This is a genomic window from Salmonella sp. NW177, assembly GCF_051811585.1.
GTDB classification, from domain to species: Bacteria; Pseudomonadota; Gammaproteobacteria; order Enterobacterales; family Enterobacteriaceae; genus Salmonella; species Salmonella enterica.
In genome coordinates this window covers 201,600-216,455 of sequence record NZ_JAMMZV010000002.1, presented here as the reverse complement: position 1 = coordinate 216,455, position 14,856 = coordinate 201,600, and the positions used below count along the sequence as shown (strand labels likewise).

At 53.4% G+C, this 14,856-nt stretch carries 15 protein-coding genes; 1 reads left to right on the top strand and 14 read right to left on the bottom strand.

Annotated elements, in window-relative coordinates:
• Positions 1–368: 368 nt before the first annotated feature.
• Positions 369–2,225, bottom strand: a complete 1,857-nt coding sequence (gene gss, locus NA986_RS07715; protein WP_000033690.1) for a bifunctional glutathionylspermidine amidase/synthase — start codon at positions 2,223–2,225, stop codon at positions 369–371.
• A 226-nt stretch (positions 2,226–2,451) separates the two neighbouring features.
• On the opposite strand from gss, the gene yghU reads away from it, so the two are divergent.
• Positions 2,452–3,318, top strand: a complete 867-nt coding sequence (gene yghU, locus NA986_RS07710) for a glutathione-dependent disulfide-bond oxidoreductase (protein WP_000774851.1) — start codon at positions 2,452–2,454, stop codon at positions 3,316–3,318.
• 67 nt (positions 3,319–3,385) lie between these two features.
• Here the strand turns inward: yghU and NA986_RS07705 are convergent, their stop codons facing one another.
• The 13 genes from NA986_RS07705 to NA986_RS07645 all read right to left on the bottom strand — a co-directional run bounded on the left by NA986_RS07705 (position 3,386) and on the right by NA986_RS07645 (position 14,790).
• Positions 3,386–4,096 carry a molybdate ABC transporter substrate-binding protein gene (locus tag NA986_RS07705; protein ID WP_023216751.1) on the bottom strand — a complete coding sequence of 237 codons (711 nt, stop codon included), beginning with the start codon at positions 4,094–4,096 and terminating at the stop codon, positions 3,386–3,388.
• Positions 4,096–5,148 (bottom strand): ABC transporter substrate-binding protein, encoded by a 1,053-nt coding sequence (locus tag NA986_RS07700; protein WP_023216750.1) that lies wholly within the window; start codon positions 5,146–5,148, stop codon positions 4,096–4,098. Before NA986_RS07700 ends, NA986_RS07705 begins: the two co-directional genes overlap by 1 nt.
• Positions 5,149–5,223: 75 nt before the next feature.
• A complete protein-coding gene (gene hybG, locus NA986_RS07695; protein ID WP_000334887.1) occupies positions 5,224–5,472 on the bottom strand; it encodes a hydrogenase maturation factor HybG in 249 nt (82 codons plus the stop codon).
• Between the two features lie 27 nt (positions 5,473–5,499).
• A complete protein-coding gene (gene hypA / locus NA986_RS07690; RefSeq protein ID WP_000544945.1) occupies positions 5,500–5,841 on the bottom strand; it encodes a hydrogenase maturation nickel metallochaperone HypA in 342 nt (113 codons plus the stop codon).
• A complete protein-coding gene (hybE, locus tag NA986_RS07685) occupies positions 5,834–6,322 on the bottom strand; it encodes a hydrogenase-2 assembly chaperone (RefSeq protein WP_000004951.1) in 489 nt (162 codons plus the stop codon). Before hybE ends, hypA begins: the two co-directional genes overlap by 8 nt.
• Complete coding sequence (locus NA986_RS07680) at positions 6,315–6,809, bottom strand: HyaD/HybD family hydrogenase maturation endopeptidase (protein WP_023216749.1); 495 nt, start codon at positions 6,807–6,809, stop codon at positions 6,315–6,317. The genes hybE and NA986_RS07680 overlap by 8 nt, the downstream gene beginning before the upstream one ends.
• Positions 6,809–8,512, bottom strand: coding sequence for a hydrogenase 2 large subunit (hybC, locus tag NA986_RS07675; RefSeq protein WP_023216748.1), 1,704 nt, complete (start codon positions 8,510–8,512; stop codon positions 6,809–6,811). Before hybC ends, NA986_RS07680 begins: the two co-directional genes overlap by 1 nt.
• Positions 8,509–9,687 carry a Ni/Fe-hydrogenase cytochrome b subunit gene (hybB, locus tag NA986_RS07670; RefSeq protein WP_000017678.1) on the bottom strand — a complete coding sequence of 393 codons (1,179 nt, stop codon included), beginning with the start codon at positions 9,685–9,687 and terminating at the stop codon, positions 8,509–8,511. The genes hybC and hybB overlap by 4 nt, the downstream gene beginning before the upstream one ends.
• The gene (hybA, locus tag NA986_RS07665) at positions 9,677–10,663 is read right to left on the bottom strand and encodes a hydrogenase 2 operon protein HybA (RefSeq protein WP_001081721.1); all 987 of its coding nucleotides are present in this window, start codon (positions 10,661–10,663) and stop codon (positions 9,677–9,679) included. Before hybA ends, hybB begins: the two co-directional genes overlap by 11 nt.
• Before the next feature lie 2 nt (positions 10,664–10,665).
• Complete coding sequence (gene hybO, locus NA986_RS07660) at positions 10,666–11,784, bottom strand: hydrogenase 2 small subunit (RefSeq protein ID WP_000145429.1); 1,119 nt, start codon at positions 11,782–11,784, stop codon at positions 10,666–10,668.
• Positions 11,785–11,973: 189 nt separating this feature from the next.
• Entirely contained in the window at positions 11,974–12,261 is a 288-nt protein-coding gene (locus tag NA986_RS07655) for a DUF2623 family protein (protein ID WP_001059119.1), read from the bottom strand.
• An 84-nt stretch (positions 12,262–12,345) separates the two neighbouring features.
• Entirely contained in the window at positions 12,346–13,989 is a 1,644-nt protein-coding gene (locus NA986_RS07650; RefSeq protein ID WP_023216746.1) for a methyl-accepting chemotaxis protein, read from the bottom strand.
• A 306-nt stretch (positions 13,990–14,295) separates the two neighbouring features.
• A complete protein-coding gene (locus NA986_RS07645) occupies positions 14,296–14,790 on the bottom strand; it encodes a TIGR00645 family protein (RefSeq protein ID WP_000439335.1) in 495 nt (164 codons plus the stop codon).
• Positions 14,791–14,856 lie beyond the last annotated feature (66 nt).

Below are 14,856 nucleotides of genomic sequence, written 5' to 3'. Positions count from 1 at the left end.
CAGACAGGGTTTAAACGCAAACTTTTGCAATAGAAAAATAACCTAACGTAAACTTTTTATATGACCAATAATATCATTTGGACTCATCAATATATTATGCTGTCCGTTTACCAACCAAACAGGCATGACCTAAATCCAAAGGAATGGGCGCAGCGTAACCAGCCGCAAAAAGTATCGATTAGTCGAAAATCAGGAAACGGATGCGCCAACGCGGCGAGCGTCACCGCCTGCGTCAGAAAAGTTAAGAATAATTTGTGATATTATTTCTCATATGTTACCAGTAAATGGCAGGCTGATAGCCGTTCGCTGGTAAACACAACAGGCGGGATATCGGCACACACGCCGATATCCCGACGAGAATGCCCCCGTTACGCTTTGATGACGATTAACGGTTCAATATCGCTCTCTTTTTTAATGACTAATGAATCATCGCCGCGCAGGCACGTACCGCCGTAGTTACCGCCCACGGTAAACGTACAGACCTGAATATACTTCCCGGCGACCTTCGGCAGGCACCACAACTGCTGATAGATATTTTTCTGCGTGGCGAACTTGCCGCTGGTTTTATCCAGGAGCTCTTCCTGATGGCTCACCAAATCAATATTACTACCGCAACGTCCGGCAATCGGTTTTACCGCATAGCCGGTCTGCACCAGCTCATCGTTAACGGTAAAATCCGTGTCGAGCAAATAGCGATGATGCGGGAAGAGCGACCACAGGATGGGCAGGATCGCTTTGTTACCCGGGATCACCGTCCACAGCGGTTCAAACACCAACACTTCCGGGCGCAGTAATACATCAATCAGCCGGACTTCATTTTCCGGGTGCCCGGTACGAATAGGCACTGCGGCATACTCCGTCTCACTGACTTCGCGTATCTGCTCCATCGCCGTTTCCCACGCCCAGGTTTTCCAGACACAATTCACCAGCCGTCCGTCGCCATCGATCAACTGCCCAGCGTCATCCCAGCGCAACTCGCCCAGCCCGCGGAGAATTTTGCTCGCGAAACCGGCCTGATGCAGCGCCTGCTGCATAAACTGCGCGTGATAGTCCTCCTCGATATCATCATCCTGCATGATATGGACGAAAGGACGCGCTTTACTGTGTTTCCAGGCGCCTGCCAGCTCGTTAATTAAGCCCTCCGCCGGGTTATGCCCTTTACCGGTATAGCCCTGCTCAGCCCATTTTTCGAGAATTAATCCCGCTTCGGTATGGCATGATGCGGAATCGGCATTGTATTCATAGACTTTCAGCCCGCGTTCATCCATGCAGAAATCCATACGACCGGTGATCATATGGTGACGACGGCGCTGCCAGGAGAGGCGCAGACGCGGCCAAAGAATTTTGGGGATATCGAATAGCGCCAGCAGATTATCGTCTTTTAAAACTTTGTCCGTGGCGTGCAGGTACATCAAATGCAACTCATTGGTCGCTTTGATAAGCTCCTGTTCGGCGCTCTCGGTGATGGTAAAATACTGGTACGGGTCCTGATTGATAACGTGTCCGTTCGCCTGTACATAGGCTTTTTGTAACGGATCGCGCTCATCCAGCCACTGACCGTCAAACTGACCTTTCTCTGGCAGTCTTGCGCCGCGAATCGCCAGCGACTGATTCGCGATGTCAGGCTGTGACAAACTGTATTGCGTGTCGTCGGTCTGGATCATCCAGCCTAAAATCGTCGTGTCATCAAAGGTGTCGCGCAGGGTGTAACACCCGTTTTCTACGACCATTTCCAGTTCGCGAGTCCACTGCTGCCCTGGCGGCAATGGCGTGTGGATAACGTTTTGCTCAGCAATACGAATTTTGTTATCCAGGAGTTGGGTGATAATCGCGACGTGCCCGGTTTCGTTAAACTCGCCGCCCTTTTGCCAGATGAGCAGCGCCCCAGCCTCCGGCGCGCGCGGCGAACCGTTCGGGAAGGCCTGCAAAGGCAAAATATTGTCATTCACGACCTCGCGCAGAAAACGTAGCGAGAAGATTTCCCAGGCCATGCCGACGTCAGTAAAAACAACGCCATAATTCAGAAAGAGAAAACGGCGGGCAAATTCCACGCACTGCCATTTATGCCCCATGTATTCATCGTCGATGTAGCTACGAAAAGCTGCGTCGTCGTCGTCCCACGGATCGAGGGAATTGTAATCTGAAGAGTAGATCGCTACGCCGCCGGGGGCGTAACCCAATAATGTCCCGAAGGGGGCATCCTGACTGGTGGTTCCTTTGCTCATGCACTTACCTCAAAACAAGACCGCCTGAGCAGCCTGGCGTGATTTCGCTCTGATTGTCTGCTCTGTGACACTAACCGGACAGAGGTCGACATAATCATACACCTCAATAAGGCACACTGAGGCCAGAAGGTTAAAATTTCACTCGCCGGAATGTCCCAATCGGTTAAATGTCCGACTAGCAAGCTGCTACACTGCTTCAACACCACCACTGTGAAGGCAGGTCAATATGGCAGATAATACTTATCAACCCGCAAAAGTCTGGACGTGGGATAAATCCGGCGGCGGCGCGTTCGCTAACATTAATCGCCCGGTTTCCGGCCCGACGCACGACAAAACGCTGCCCGTCGGCAAACATCCGTTACAGCTTTATTCGCTGGGGACGCCTAACGGCCAGAAAGTGACCATTATGCTGGAAGAGCTCCTGGCGCTGGGCGTGACCGGCGCCGAATATGACGCCTGGTTGATTCGCATCGGCGAGGGCGATCAGTTCTCCAGCGGCTTTGTTGACATCAATCCGAACTCAAAAATCCCGGCGCTGCGCGATCACTCACACAACCCGCCGATTCGGGTTTTTGAGTCGGGCGCAATTCTTGTTTATCTGGCGGATAAGTTTGGCCATTTCCTGCCGCAGGATCTGGCTAAGCGCACAGAAACCCTTAACTGGTTGTTCTGGCTACAGGGCGCGGCGCCGTTCCTCGGTGGCGGTTTCGGTCATTTCTATCATTATGCGCCGGTAAAAATTGAGTACGCCATTAATCGCTTCACCATGGAAGCCAAGCGTCTGCTGGACGTGCTGGATAAGCAGTTAGCTCACCACCCGTATGTCGCGGGAGAAGAGTACACTATTGCCGATATGGCCATCTGGCCGTGGTTCGGCAACGTGGTGCTGGGGAATGTCTATGATGCAGCGGAGTTTCTGGATGCCGGAAGTTATCAAAACGTACAACGCTGGGCGAAACAGGTAGCCGAACGTCCGGCGGTAAAGCGGGGGCGCATTGTCAACCGGACCAACGGCCCATTGAACGAACAGCTTCACGAACGCCATGACGCCAGCGACTTCGAAAACCATACCGAAGATAAACGTCAAAGTTAAACCATGATGCCGGATGAGGTAGTAATGTCGTCATCCGGCATGGTATTCCCTGCTGACGCTTCGCTTATCAGTTCTGCGAGTGTGTCATATGCGGCGCTTCACTAAACCCATGTTGCATGAGAATCAACCTCGCCCGTGCTGATAGTAAAAAGTCGGCAAGCGTTTTTCCCTGCTCGCTCAGGCAGGCAAAGCCATATTCAGCCACGGGATTATAAGGTTCCGGGATATCAACCACTCGCAGCGAATTAACCAGCCGTAGCCTGGGAGCATAGCTGGCATAGCCGATAAAGATATCGGTGTAATCATGATTGATGAGCCATTCCGCTGCCAGCCGGCCCGCCGGTAACGGCAAAGTCTGCCTGCCGCCAACCAGCGCTACCGCGCGTTTTCGGATCGCTTCGCCCTCCTTGCCCATCCGCGAAAAAAGCTGCTGCGTATAATCGCCGGAAGGATCGCAACCTGCTGTTGAGGTGCCGATCCGCAGATCCCGCCGGGTTAATAGCGACAGCCAGTCCTCGCCTTCACGCATCGCCTGTGCCCGCACGCTCAGACACAAACGGTTCGTCGTAAAAGGCGCGACCCGCAGCGCCCGCCCGCTTTCCAGCAGCGCCTGCGGATGCGCCAGGTTCGCCGAAGCAAAAAAGTCGCATGCTTCGCCCGCTTCGATGCGTTCACGTAACAGCCCCGCCGGACCGAAATCACATACCGCATCCGCCTGAAACGCCGTCATTAGCTGCGGCCAGACGACGCGCAAGCTCCCCGCAGCCAGTATTCGCATCACTGTACGCCCTGATAGTCAGTACGGTAAAAACGTTGATACCAGTCGTTAGCGGCCTTTTGCATGTCAATATCGTGGAATTTTTCCGGATAGAGTTTTTTCGCCATCCACAGTTCGCCGATTCCCACCGCCTCCGGCATCGGATATCCCCAGGCTTTGGCATAATCCGGCATCAGGTAAACCCGATGATGCTTCACCGCGTCAATGACCTGCCACTGGGAATTGTGCAGGATCTCATTGACGACCTTTGGATAGCGATTCTGGACAAAGATCACCTGCGGATCCCAGGCGATCACCTGCTCCATTGTCACCTGCTTAAAGCCTTTCACCGAGGATGCCGCTACATTCAGCGCCCCCGCATGGGCCATCATCAGACCGGTATATTTACCGGAACCGTAGGTGGTCAACTCCGGATTCGCCATATAGGCGCGAACCCGCTCATTTTCAGGAACCGACTGCAAACGGTCGCTGACCATCTTGCGACCTTTATCCATCGCCTCAATCAGCGCTTTCGCCTCCTGCGGTTTATTGACGATATCGCCAATCAGCGTTATTCCTTCACGCAGCCCGCGATTATAAGCCTGCTCTTCATCGGCCAGGGTCGGGTTCATTTTAGCCTGCTCGCCAGCAACATCATGGCGCAGCGAAATCGCCACCACCGGAATGCCAAGACGGCTGATCTTGTCGATCATCTCCTGCGGAGCGTAATTCGTGACAAACACCACCTGCGGGTGCAGCGCCACCAGTTTTTCAGGATCAACGTGCGTTAGATCGCCCAGCGAGGCTTTTTGCGCCAGTTCCGGCGCCAGACGCGCATAGCCGTCGCCTAATTGCTGTTTCCAGTTCGCCATGACCCCAACGATTTTGTCAGTGGCATTCATCTGTACAAGGAGATTGAGCGTTTGATGCTGGAGCACCACCACTCTGTCGACGGTGTCGGGAACCGTGACCTGGCGGCCAATTTGATCGGTAAAAGCACGCGCCGCCTGTGACATTAACGGCCAGCAAAAAAGCAACGCCAGCAGAGAGAGCTGGCGCAAAAATTTATTCATAGGTTTCGCCCCACAATCGATATATAAATAATTATACAACGATTATAGAGCGATATAATAGAGGTGATTAAGGGATCACGCGCTGGTGATGTCGTACTCCATGCGGCGCAGCGCATCTAACGTGGCTTTCGCTTCGTCTTCGTCAATGATGCTCATCGCAAAACCAACGTGTACCAATACCCATTGCCCTATCAGATCGGCTGGCTTACCTTCACAAATCAGAGCAATATTGACATCGCGTTTGATGCCACACACTTCCACCTGCGCAAGCTGGTGAATATCATCTCCGACGGCCAGCACCTGACCGGGGACGCCAATACACATAGTTAACCACCTGAAATAAAATGCGGGTTATTCGACCTCAATACTTTTTACTTTCAACGAATCGCCGGTATCCACCCGCAGGCGATCGCCATGACAATGCGGACATTGCGCGTCATGCCTGAGAATTTCCACCACCTGACTGCAATCCCAGCACCAAGCCTGGGCCGGTCTGTAGTCGATGTGCAATTCGCACCCTTGCGCTAAAGTTCCCTGGCAGGCGATGTCAAAGCTGAAACGAACCGCGCGCTCTTCAACGCACGAAAGCGCGCCTATCTCCAGCCATACGCCGGTGACGCGCGCCACGCCGTGCTGTTCTGCCTGCTGCTGAATAATTTCAACGGCGCTTTGGCAAAGAGACAGCTCATGCATTCTCACAGCTCCGACGGCCAAACAGCAACGCACGCCGGCTTGTCTGCGGCGCATCAGGATTGCTTACCGGCAGGGATAACAGCATCCGCGCGCAGTCATCCGCCAGCCGGACGCCCTCTTCCGGCGACAGGCTACGGGAAAGCGGCGACATCAACGAGCAGGCAAGATATTGTGAAACGCCTTCCAGTTCGCCAACGGTAAAGGTCATCGTGCCATAAGGCAGTTGCAGACCGAGTTTTTCACCGACGGTACGCCCGGGCCAGATCTGGTCCGGGCCAGGGAAGATTAATGCGCTTAACATCCACGGCGTAATTACCGTGCCCGTCCATTGTCCTTCAAACAACGTAAAATCAGAGACATGCACAGGCATAGTCGGATGCAGAAACGAAAGATCGTGCATCGAACGATGGGCTATCTCTTCAAACGCCGCCTGAACCCGGGCGACGGGCGCCGTGTCGAATCCGGAAAACGTTTCAGACATACGCCGTCTCCTTAGGAATTGCTTCGACGCCGGACTCACGCAGCGCAGCAAGAACCTGCTCAAGCGCAGGTTCAATCATCGCCTCGACGGTTGGCGTTAAGCCGATGTGCGGTTCCAGCGACTGTGGAATAACGCCGACCAGGGTCAGTTTCTTCGGAAACTCGCCGGTAAAGCGGAGGGCCGACAATACGTCGGCCAGTCCAAGCTGATGGGGGGAGATTTTGTTGGTGAACAACGCCGGAACTTCATCGTCGCGCAGTACCATAATGGTTCCCGGCGCGTTCTTTTTCGACACGATGGCGTCGGCAATGATCAAATGATCCCGATTCGCCATATCGCCAAGAAGTTCCATTCCCGCCGTACCGCCATCCAGAATCTCAACGAAATCCGGCAGGGTGTATCGTTGCTCTAACGCTTCAACAATACGTACCCCGATGGCTTCATCGGTCAGCAAAATATTGCCGACCCCTAAGACTAATATCCGCATTACAAAACCTTCACCGAGACCACTTCATTGCCATCGGCGTCCACCACGTGCACCGCGCACGCCATGCAAGGGTCGAAGGAGTGGATGGTACGTACCACTTCCAGCGGCTTCGCCGGATCGGCGATCGGCGTACCGACCAGCGACTGTTCGTACGGCCCCACGTCATCGTTGAAGTTACGCGGACCTGAGTTCCAGGTCGATGGCACCACTGCCTGATAGTTACTGATAATACCGTCTTTAATCACCATCCAGTGAGACAGCATACCGCGCGGCGCCTCCAGGAAGCCCACGCCTTTGAACTCGCCCGTCGCCGGAATGTTCGGCTTCACAAACGTGGTGTAATCGCCTTTGCCGATATTTACAATCAGCGCGTTGTATTGATCCTGCAATATGTTTTGCAGTTCACAACAGTGAACAGTACGCCCGATGATACGACCCAGCGTAGAGTGAAGTTGCGCCATTTCCAGCGTTTTGCCGGTCAGCTTCTGATAAAGCGCAACGATTTCATTGAGCTTGGTCTGGGTGGATTCACGACCTGCAGCCAGTTTACATAGCATGTTCGCCAGCGGCCCGACTTCGACGGTTTTGCCGTAGAATGTCGGCGACTTGACCCATGAGTATTTACCGTCATCCGACCAACCGTCGTAAGCCGGGATCGTAGTGCCTTCCCACGGCGCCTGCGGCGCTTCATCTTTATACCAAGCGTGCTTCGCGCTCTCCTGAATACCTTTAATCAGGAACTCGTCGGAGTGAGAGGTGATCGGACGGTATGTCGACAGATCGGCATTGGTAATGTAACCGCCCGGGAACAGGAAACTGCCGTTTTTACCGTCGGTCGGGAATTCCGGCGCGCTCAGGTAGTTCACCGCGCCTTTGCCGCGCTCCAGCCATTCCGGATAGTAGGCCGCGATGACTGCGGTATCCACTTTATACACCTGCTCGACAAAATCGCTCAGCTTATCGATAAACGATTTGATGTACATCAGGCGTTCAAGGTTCAACGTACCGATACTGTCGAGATTGATCGGGTTCGCCACCCCACCGACCGCCAGGTTCTGGATATGCGGCGATTTACCGCCCAGCAACGCCACCACGCGGTTAGCGTCACGCTGACATTCCAGCGCCTGCAGATAGTGGGCGACCGCAATCAGGTTGACCTCCGGCGGTAACTGCATTGCCGGGTGCCCCCAGTAGCCATTGGCGAAAATACCTAACTGACCGCTGGCGACAAGATCCTTGATCTTGTTCTGAACTTTCGTGAACTCTTGCGCGCTGTTCAGGTGCCAGCTCGACACGCCATCCAGCATCGCAGAAGCTTTTTCCGGATCGGCTTTCAGCGCAGAGGTAATGTCCACCCAGTCCAGCGCAGAGAGCTGGTAGAAATGGACAATGTGGTCATGGGTGGTATGCGCCGCCAGAATAATATTACGGATATACTGCGCGTTGACGGGAACATCAATATTCAGCGCGCTTTCCGCCGCACGAACGGAGGAGATCGCGTGAGTTGTCGTACAAACGCCGCAAATACGCTGCACAATCATCCACGCATCGCGCGGATCGCGGTTCTTCACGATCTCTTCCATACCGCGCCACATGGTGCCGGACGCCCATGCTTTGGATACGACGCCGTTCTCAATTTCGCAGTCAATGCGTAAATGACCCTCAATACGGGTTACCGGATCAATAGTAATTCTCTGGCTCATGCTTTGCTCGCCTCATGACGATTATGATCGTTTTGTTTTAAAGGAGGAAGTATCGGCAGTAGACGAATGAGTACGATGTATGCACAAATCTCAATAGCCACAAAACCAATAGAAATCAACAGCTCTTCCCAGGTTGGGAAGTAGTGGTAGCCGCCACCCGGGTTGAATGCCACCAGCGAATAGGTCAGACGCCACGTCGCGCAGCCCAACAGCGCGCTCAGCGCCGACAGGTACAGCATACGAGAGTCATTACGCAGTTTCGCCACACGCAGCACCACTAACGGGAAGACCATCAGGACGACTTCAATCCAGAACATAGCGGAGTAAAAATCGCCGGCAAACGCATAGGACAGCTTGTCGCGATAAATCAGTTCGCCAAAGCGCAGGACGACGAAAATCGCCAGCAGCACGCTGATGGTATTCGTCAGCTTAACAAACAAATTTTTCTCATCCGGGCCGTTTCCTTTCAGGCCAGCCTGAACCAGCGAACCCTCAAATATGACAATGGAGAAGCCCATGATAAACGCGGTCAGAACCGAGAACAGCGGCAGCATTTCATAGCTTTGCCATAGCGGATGCACTTTATAGCCCGCCGAGATCATCAATGACCCCATTGAGGACTGGTGCATCGTCGGCAGCAGCGCGCCCAGCGCGATAATAAAGAACATCACCTTATTCAGACGCTTGAGCGACACTTTCCAGCCCAGACGTTCAAACAGGGCAGGCGCAAACTCCAGCGCCATCACGCCGATGTAGATGGTCATACAGACCGCCGTCTCAAACAGTACCGAGTTCACGTTGAAGTGACCTGGAATGTAGAAGTACGGCAGGTTCCAGTAACGACCGACGTCGATAGTGATCGACAGGCCGCCCAGCGAGTAACCAAACAAGCTTGCCAGCAACGCCGGGCGCACCAACGGATGGTATTGCCCACGGTTAAAGACATACACCGCCCATGCCAACGCCCAACCGCCGCAGGCAAAGCCGGTGCCGATCAACAGGTCAAAGGCAATCCAGACGCCCCACGGGAAACCGCCGTTCAGGTCGGAAACGGAGCCCAACCCGAAGACCAGACGCTTCACGATAAGGAGCATACACAGGACGATTAACGGTCCAAAAATAATGACCGGTTTACTGATGATTTTTCCGCCCAGCGGTTTTGGATCATGACTCATGATCGTCTCCTCCATCGTGATGGTCGTTTTTGCTATTACGACGAACCAGCACGGTTAAGCCCGCCAGCGCAGCCAGGGGTAGTATCATGCCTTTATAAAGCGTGTGTTGAACATGCTCGGAGCGCGCTCCGGTTGAAAGGTCATCCAGCTTCGGCAGATCCAGATCTTCATAAGGAACGCCTGTCAGCACCAGCACCTGAGTACCACCGCCCTCTTTTTCACCGTAGAGGTGTGGGTAGTATTTAGGCACCGTATGCAGATAGGTGTCGTCCGTTTTCAACGTCTGGCGCGGATAGTGATATTCACTGCCTGGTTTGAGGGCCAGACGTTTTTTCGCTTCCGCCATCAGTTCTTCACGAGTACCGAAAATGACGGCCCCTGCCGGACAAACTTCCACACACCCAGGCAAACCGCCTTTATCCAGACGCTCAACGCCTTTCTGGTTACACAGCTCACATTTGTGAAGCGCGCCAAACGGGTTGTTGTAGTCGTACTTAGGTACGTTGTACGGACAGGCGACCATACAGTAACGGCAGCCGGTGCAGACATCTTTGTCATAGTGGACGATGCCGGTTTTCGGATCTTTTTTCAGCGCCGACACCGGACAAACGGAAACGCAGTTAGGATCGACGCAGTGCATACACTGTTTTTTGATGTAGGCATAGCCGTTCTCTTCCTGATCTTTGTTCACGCCCGTGCCGCTACGCCATACCTGGATAATGTTATTGGTATACGGCGACAGTTTGTCGTTGTTCGACCAGGTCTGCTCCCCTTCCGGGTTACGCGCCGGGAAGTTGATATCCTGACACTTTGTGACGCAGGCCTGACAGCCCACGCACAGAGTGGAGTCATACAGCATGCCCAGCGAACCTGGAATCGGCGGACGGTTTTCTGCAGCCGCATGGCTGACAGACGGCGCGGCGCCCAACAGCAATGCTCCACCGGAGGCTGCTTTAATAAAGTCACGTCTGTTCACGGTTATTCTCCCCGTGAGTCAGCGTTATCTTTCTTTTGCTGACGCCCCAGTTCACGTACCGCCATCACGCTGACGCCGGCAACCAGACCGACTACGCCGCCAAGCAGACCGACAGCGCCCGCAGAGATATTGCCGCCTTCTTTCATATTGACGTCAGGTTTCTCTGAACGCGGAGTTTGGTTTTCGACATGAGCAAGCTGGTGAATGCCCTTATGGAAGCCGATACCTTCTTCGTTACAGCCATAGCAAGGATGACCGATCGCCACTGGCCAGACGCCGCCAACGTCACAAAACTGTAACGTAGAACAGTTGCCCCAGGTTTCCGGCCCTTTACAGCCGAGATGGTAGAGACACCAGCCCTGACGGTGGCCTTCGTCGCCAAATTCTTTGGCAAAACGGCCTGCGTCGAAGTGTGGACGACGTTCGCAATGCTCATGAATCAGACGGCCATAGGCAAAGGTTGGACGATTTTTCGCATCCAGCTTCGGCGGCGTGCCGTAAGTGATGATATGCGCGACGGTCGCCAGGAAGTTATGCGGGTTTGGCGGACAACCTGGAATATTGATAACCGTTTTGCCCGGTAAGACTTCCTGCAGACTGACAGCGCCGGTTGGGTTTACGCCAGCCGCAGCAACGCCGCCCCATGCCGAGCAGGAACCGATAGCGATAATCGCGGCTGCGCCGTCAGCGGCTTTGCGGATGTGATCCACGATCGGCTCGCCGGCAACCATGCAGTAGATACCGTTATCTTTTAGTGGGATAGAACCATCCACCACCAGAACATATTGCCCTTTATACTTCTCCAGAGCGTTATGTTTGTTTTCTTCGACCTGGTGACCGAATGCGGCGGAAAGCACCTCGTGGTATTCCAGAGAGATGGTCTCCAGAACGAGGTTTTCAACGGTTGGGTGTGTAGCACGAAGCAGTGATTCGGTACAACCGGTACACTCCTGAGCGCCAATCCAGATAACGGGCGGACGCTGTGGATTGGATACCGATTCAGCCATTTCTGCGGCGGCTTTGCTACTGAGCCCCATAGTAGCGGCCAGTGCTGCACAAAGCTTCATGAAATCACGACGGTTAATGCCGTGAGAAGTGATGAGAGTATTATCTCCAGTCATTTTATAGTTATTCCGTTACGAAGACCTGGCTTTTATTTTGCACTGTTCGCGAAGAAGTTATTGCGATCGGTACGCCATTTACCACACTTTTTTTATGGTTATGTGCGCCATAATACTTCGACGGAACAGTAAAACGAAGGGAAGAGGCGATAGTGTAATTAATTAAAGCAAGATAATACCCCTGTTGGATCAACCTTCGAGTCGATAACCGGCCATAAAGAAGCGAACCGCCATCCCGGAATGATTCTCTTTAAAGAAATCCATCACCATTTCTTTATCCAGACCATAGCGACGCGTCAGAATTCCGGCCTCCCACGCGCTAAGTTGACGATCGCCGGTCTTTTCGAACATACGGTGTGTAAAACCCAATACAAAGCCACGTTTATACTCAGAACAGAAATTCACCGCATGATGCGCGCTATATGCATATGGCGCGTGCAACCCGGCCATTAACCCTTTCCCAAAATGATTATTCATCTGACCTCCTTAGTCGCTATATAATAAATTATATAGCGACTAGTTAAATGAAGGCCAGCGCATTACGCGCTTTTTTGCTTCACATCAGAAGGAAACCCATTCATCAGTAGACTGTGCGGGAGCCGACGCCATTCTCTGAACGCCAGGCGCCGCTTTCGCCGTTACGCGTTGTTGCGGCTCACTAGCGGAAAGCCGGAACTGCTGTACGGAGCGTTGCAAATCCTCCGTCTGCCGTTCCAGCGCCGCCGCCGCCGCGGAAACCTGCTCAACCAGCGCGGCGTTTTGTTGCGTAACGCTATCCATTTGCGTGATCGCCACGCCAACCTGAGAAATACCTTTACTCTGATCTTCGGAGGCGGACGCGATCTGTTTCATAATCGTCGTCACTTCCGTGACGCCGCGCAGGATGGCGTCCATCGTCGCGCCGGTCTCCTGGACCAACTGCGCGCCCTGCGCTACGCGACATACCGATTCGCCAATTAAAGCTTCAATTTCTTTCGCCGCCCCCGCGCTGCGGCTGGCCAGGTTACGTACCTCACCGGCGACCACCGCGAAGCCGCGTCCCTGCTCGCCCGCTCTGGCCGCTTCTACCGCTGCGTTCAAGGCCAGAATATTGGTCTGGAAAGCAATACTATTAATCACGGTAGTAATTTCGGCGATCTGCTGCGAACTGGCGGAAATACCGTTCATTGTTTCTACCACATCGGAAACCAGTTCACCGCCTTTTCCTGCCGTTAGCGAGGCGGCATCCGCAAGCTGACTCGCCTGGCGAGCGTGTTCGGCGTTCATTTTCACCGTTGCGGTAAGCTGTTCCATGCTGGCGGCCGTCTCTTCCAGCGCAGCGGCCTGTTCTTCCGTTCGGGAAGAGAGATCGTTATTACCGGTAGAAATTTCCGTCGCGCCGCGCCAGATATTGTCGCTTCCGGCGCGGATCGTACTCACGGCTTCGCGTAAACTGTCCTGCATCGCGCGTAGTAGCGGCACCAACCGGCCTACGCAGTTACGCCCCAACGCTTCAATCGGCTGGCTAAGATCGCCTTGCGCGATGCGCTGAAATTGCTGACGGATGCGCTCCAGCGGTTTCACCATCATTGCAACCAGATAGCGATCGGTAAAAATCAGGATAGCAATGCCCAGAATCACCGCCGTGATAAGCAGGATGCGGATGGTATAGGTTTTACCATCGACCATCACACGTGTGTTATCCAGCATGGCGCCAGCTTCATGACTAAACCGTTCCGCGCTGGCGCCGAACGCGCGACTGAGTGCGGGCGTGACCGTACTGGCATGTTCGCTCCAGGCGGTTAGCGATCCTTGCTGCGCCAGTTGCATTTGAGGAACGACGCCTTTCTCCAGCAAGGCCTGCCAGTTGGACAAGACCTCCCTTGAGATATCAGGGTTCATCGGCCCTGGCGATAGCGCTTTCATCTCCTCCAGCTTCTGACGCATATTCTCGAGCGACTGCCGGGCGGGCGCAAAATCGGGCGTGCCGCCGCCGATTTTTACATCCATCGCGCGGCTAAGGCGGGTAACAAAGCGGAAATATTGATCGTTACCCTGGCTTAGCACCGTCATTTGCCGCACAAGATGCCGGTCAATATCATTTCCTTCCGAAACTTCGGATAAAGCATGGACGCTGTATAACCCCACCCCCGACCAGAGTAGACAAAAAAGTCCCAGTATCGTCAGCATGACCATACGAATAGTAAAGTTTTGCAGCAAACGCATATGAATTTCCTTGCTGAATATAAGAGATTAGTCATCAGACGATGACGCACTCTCGTTATCGGCAAGGCGCGGAGAATATATAATGCATTCTCCATTTTTTTACAGTTATCGCCGTTCACGTACCCGCAGATGTTATATATCTGTGAACGCAGAGAAAATCTTTTAGTCTTATTACTGGGTAAATGAATAGATGTAGTAAAAATATTGCGTAAGACTGCAGGGAGACGGTTATCCGCCGTTAAAGAAGCGCTGTTTTACAGCCGGGCTCAGTATCCTTTGCCCGACTGCCCCGCCGTTGACGGCGGCTCAATGGTTATGCCGCGTCAATCTGTCCAGATAGCCCATCACGAATGCCGACAGGACAAAGGTCAGATGGATGATGACATACCACATTAATTTGTTATCCGGGACGTTTTTCGCGTCCATAAACACGCGTAACAGGTGAATGGAAGAGATAGCGACTATCGATGCCGCCACCTTATTTTTTAGCGAAGTCGCATCCATTTTCCCCAGCCAGTTCAGCTTCTCCTTGCCCGCAGAGATATCCAGCTGAGAGACAAAATTCTCATACCCGGAGAACATGACCATTACCAGCAATCCGCCGACCAGCGTCATATCAACCAGCGATAACAGCACCAGAATCAGATCGGCTTCCGCCAGGGCAAAAACGTTCGGCAGAACGTGTAGAATTTCCTGGAAAAATTTTAGCGCTAAAGCGATCAGCGCCAAAGAGAGGCCAAAATACACCGGCGCGAGCAGCCAGCGAGACGCATACATTACATTTTCAAGAAAGCGTTCCATAGGGACCTGTCAGGTAACTAAAACCAGCAACAGTATATCTCAACCATGCAACATCAGATCAACATG

What these genes read in the sequence shown, in the direction of transcription:
- gss (WP_000033690.1), bottom strand. Translation starts at nt 2,225, where the DNA reads ATGAGCAAAGGAACCACCAGTCAGGATGCCCCCTTCGGGACATTATTG.
- yghU (WP_000774851.1), top strand. Translation starts at nt 2,452, where the DNA reads ATGGCAGATAATACTTATCAACCCGCAAAAGTCTGGACGTGGGATAAA.
- NA986_RS07705 (WP_023216751.1), bottom strand. Translation starts at nt 4,096, where the DNA reads ATGCGAATACTGGCTGCGGGGAGCTTGCGCGTCGTCTGGCCGCAGCTA.
- NA986_RS07700 (WP_023216750.1), bottom strand. Translation starts at nt 5,148, where the DNA reads ATGAATAAATTTTTGCGCCAGCTCTCTCTGCTGGCGTTGCTTTTTTGC.
- hybG (WP_000334887.1), bottom strand. Translation starts at nt 5,472, where the DNA reads ATGTGTATTGGCGTCCCCGGTCAGGTGCTGGCCGTCGGAGATGATATT.
- hypA (WP_000544945.1), bottom strand. Translation starts at nt 5,841, where the DNA reads ATGCATGAGCTGTCTCTTTGCCAAAGCGCCGTTGAAATTATTCAGCAG.
- hybE (WP_000004951.1), bottom strand. Translation starts at nt 6,322, where the DNA reads ATGTCTGAAACGTTTTCCGGATTCGACACGGCGCCCGTCGCCCGGGTT.
- NA986_RS07680 (WP_023216749.1), bottom strand. Translation starts at nt 6,809, where the DNA reads ATGCGGATATTAGTCTTAGGGGTCGGCAATATTTTGCTGACCGATGAA.
- hybC (WP_023216748.1), bottom strand. Translation starts at nt 8,512, where the DNA reads ATGAGCCAGAGAATTACTATTGATCCGGTAACCCGTATTGAGGGTCAT.
- hybB (WP_000017678.1), bottom strand. Translation starts at nt 9,687, where the DNA reads ATGAGTCATGATCCAAAACCGCTGGGCGGAAAAATCATCAGTAAACCG.
- hybO (WP_000145429.1), bottom strand. Translation starts at nt 11,784, where the DNA reads ATGACTGGAGATAATACTCTCATCACTTCTCACGGCATTAACCGTCGT.
- NA986_RS07655 (WP_001059119.1), bottom strand. Translation starts at nt 12,261, where the DNA reads ATGAATAATCATTTTGGGAAAGGGTTAATGGCCGGGTTGCACGCGCCA.
- NA986_RS07650 (WP_023216746.1), bottom strand. Translation starts at nt 13,989, where the DNA reads ATGCGTTTGCTGCAAAACTTTACTATTCGTATGGTCATGCTGACGATA.
- NA986_RS07645 (WP_000439335.1), bottom strand. Translation starts at nt 14,790, where the DNA reads ATGGAACGCTTTCTTGAAAATGTAATGTATGCGTCTCGCTGGCTGCTC.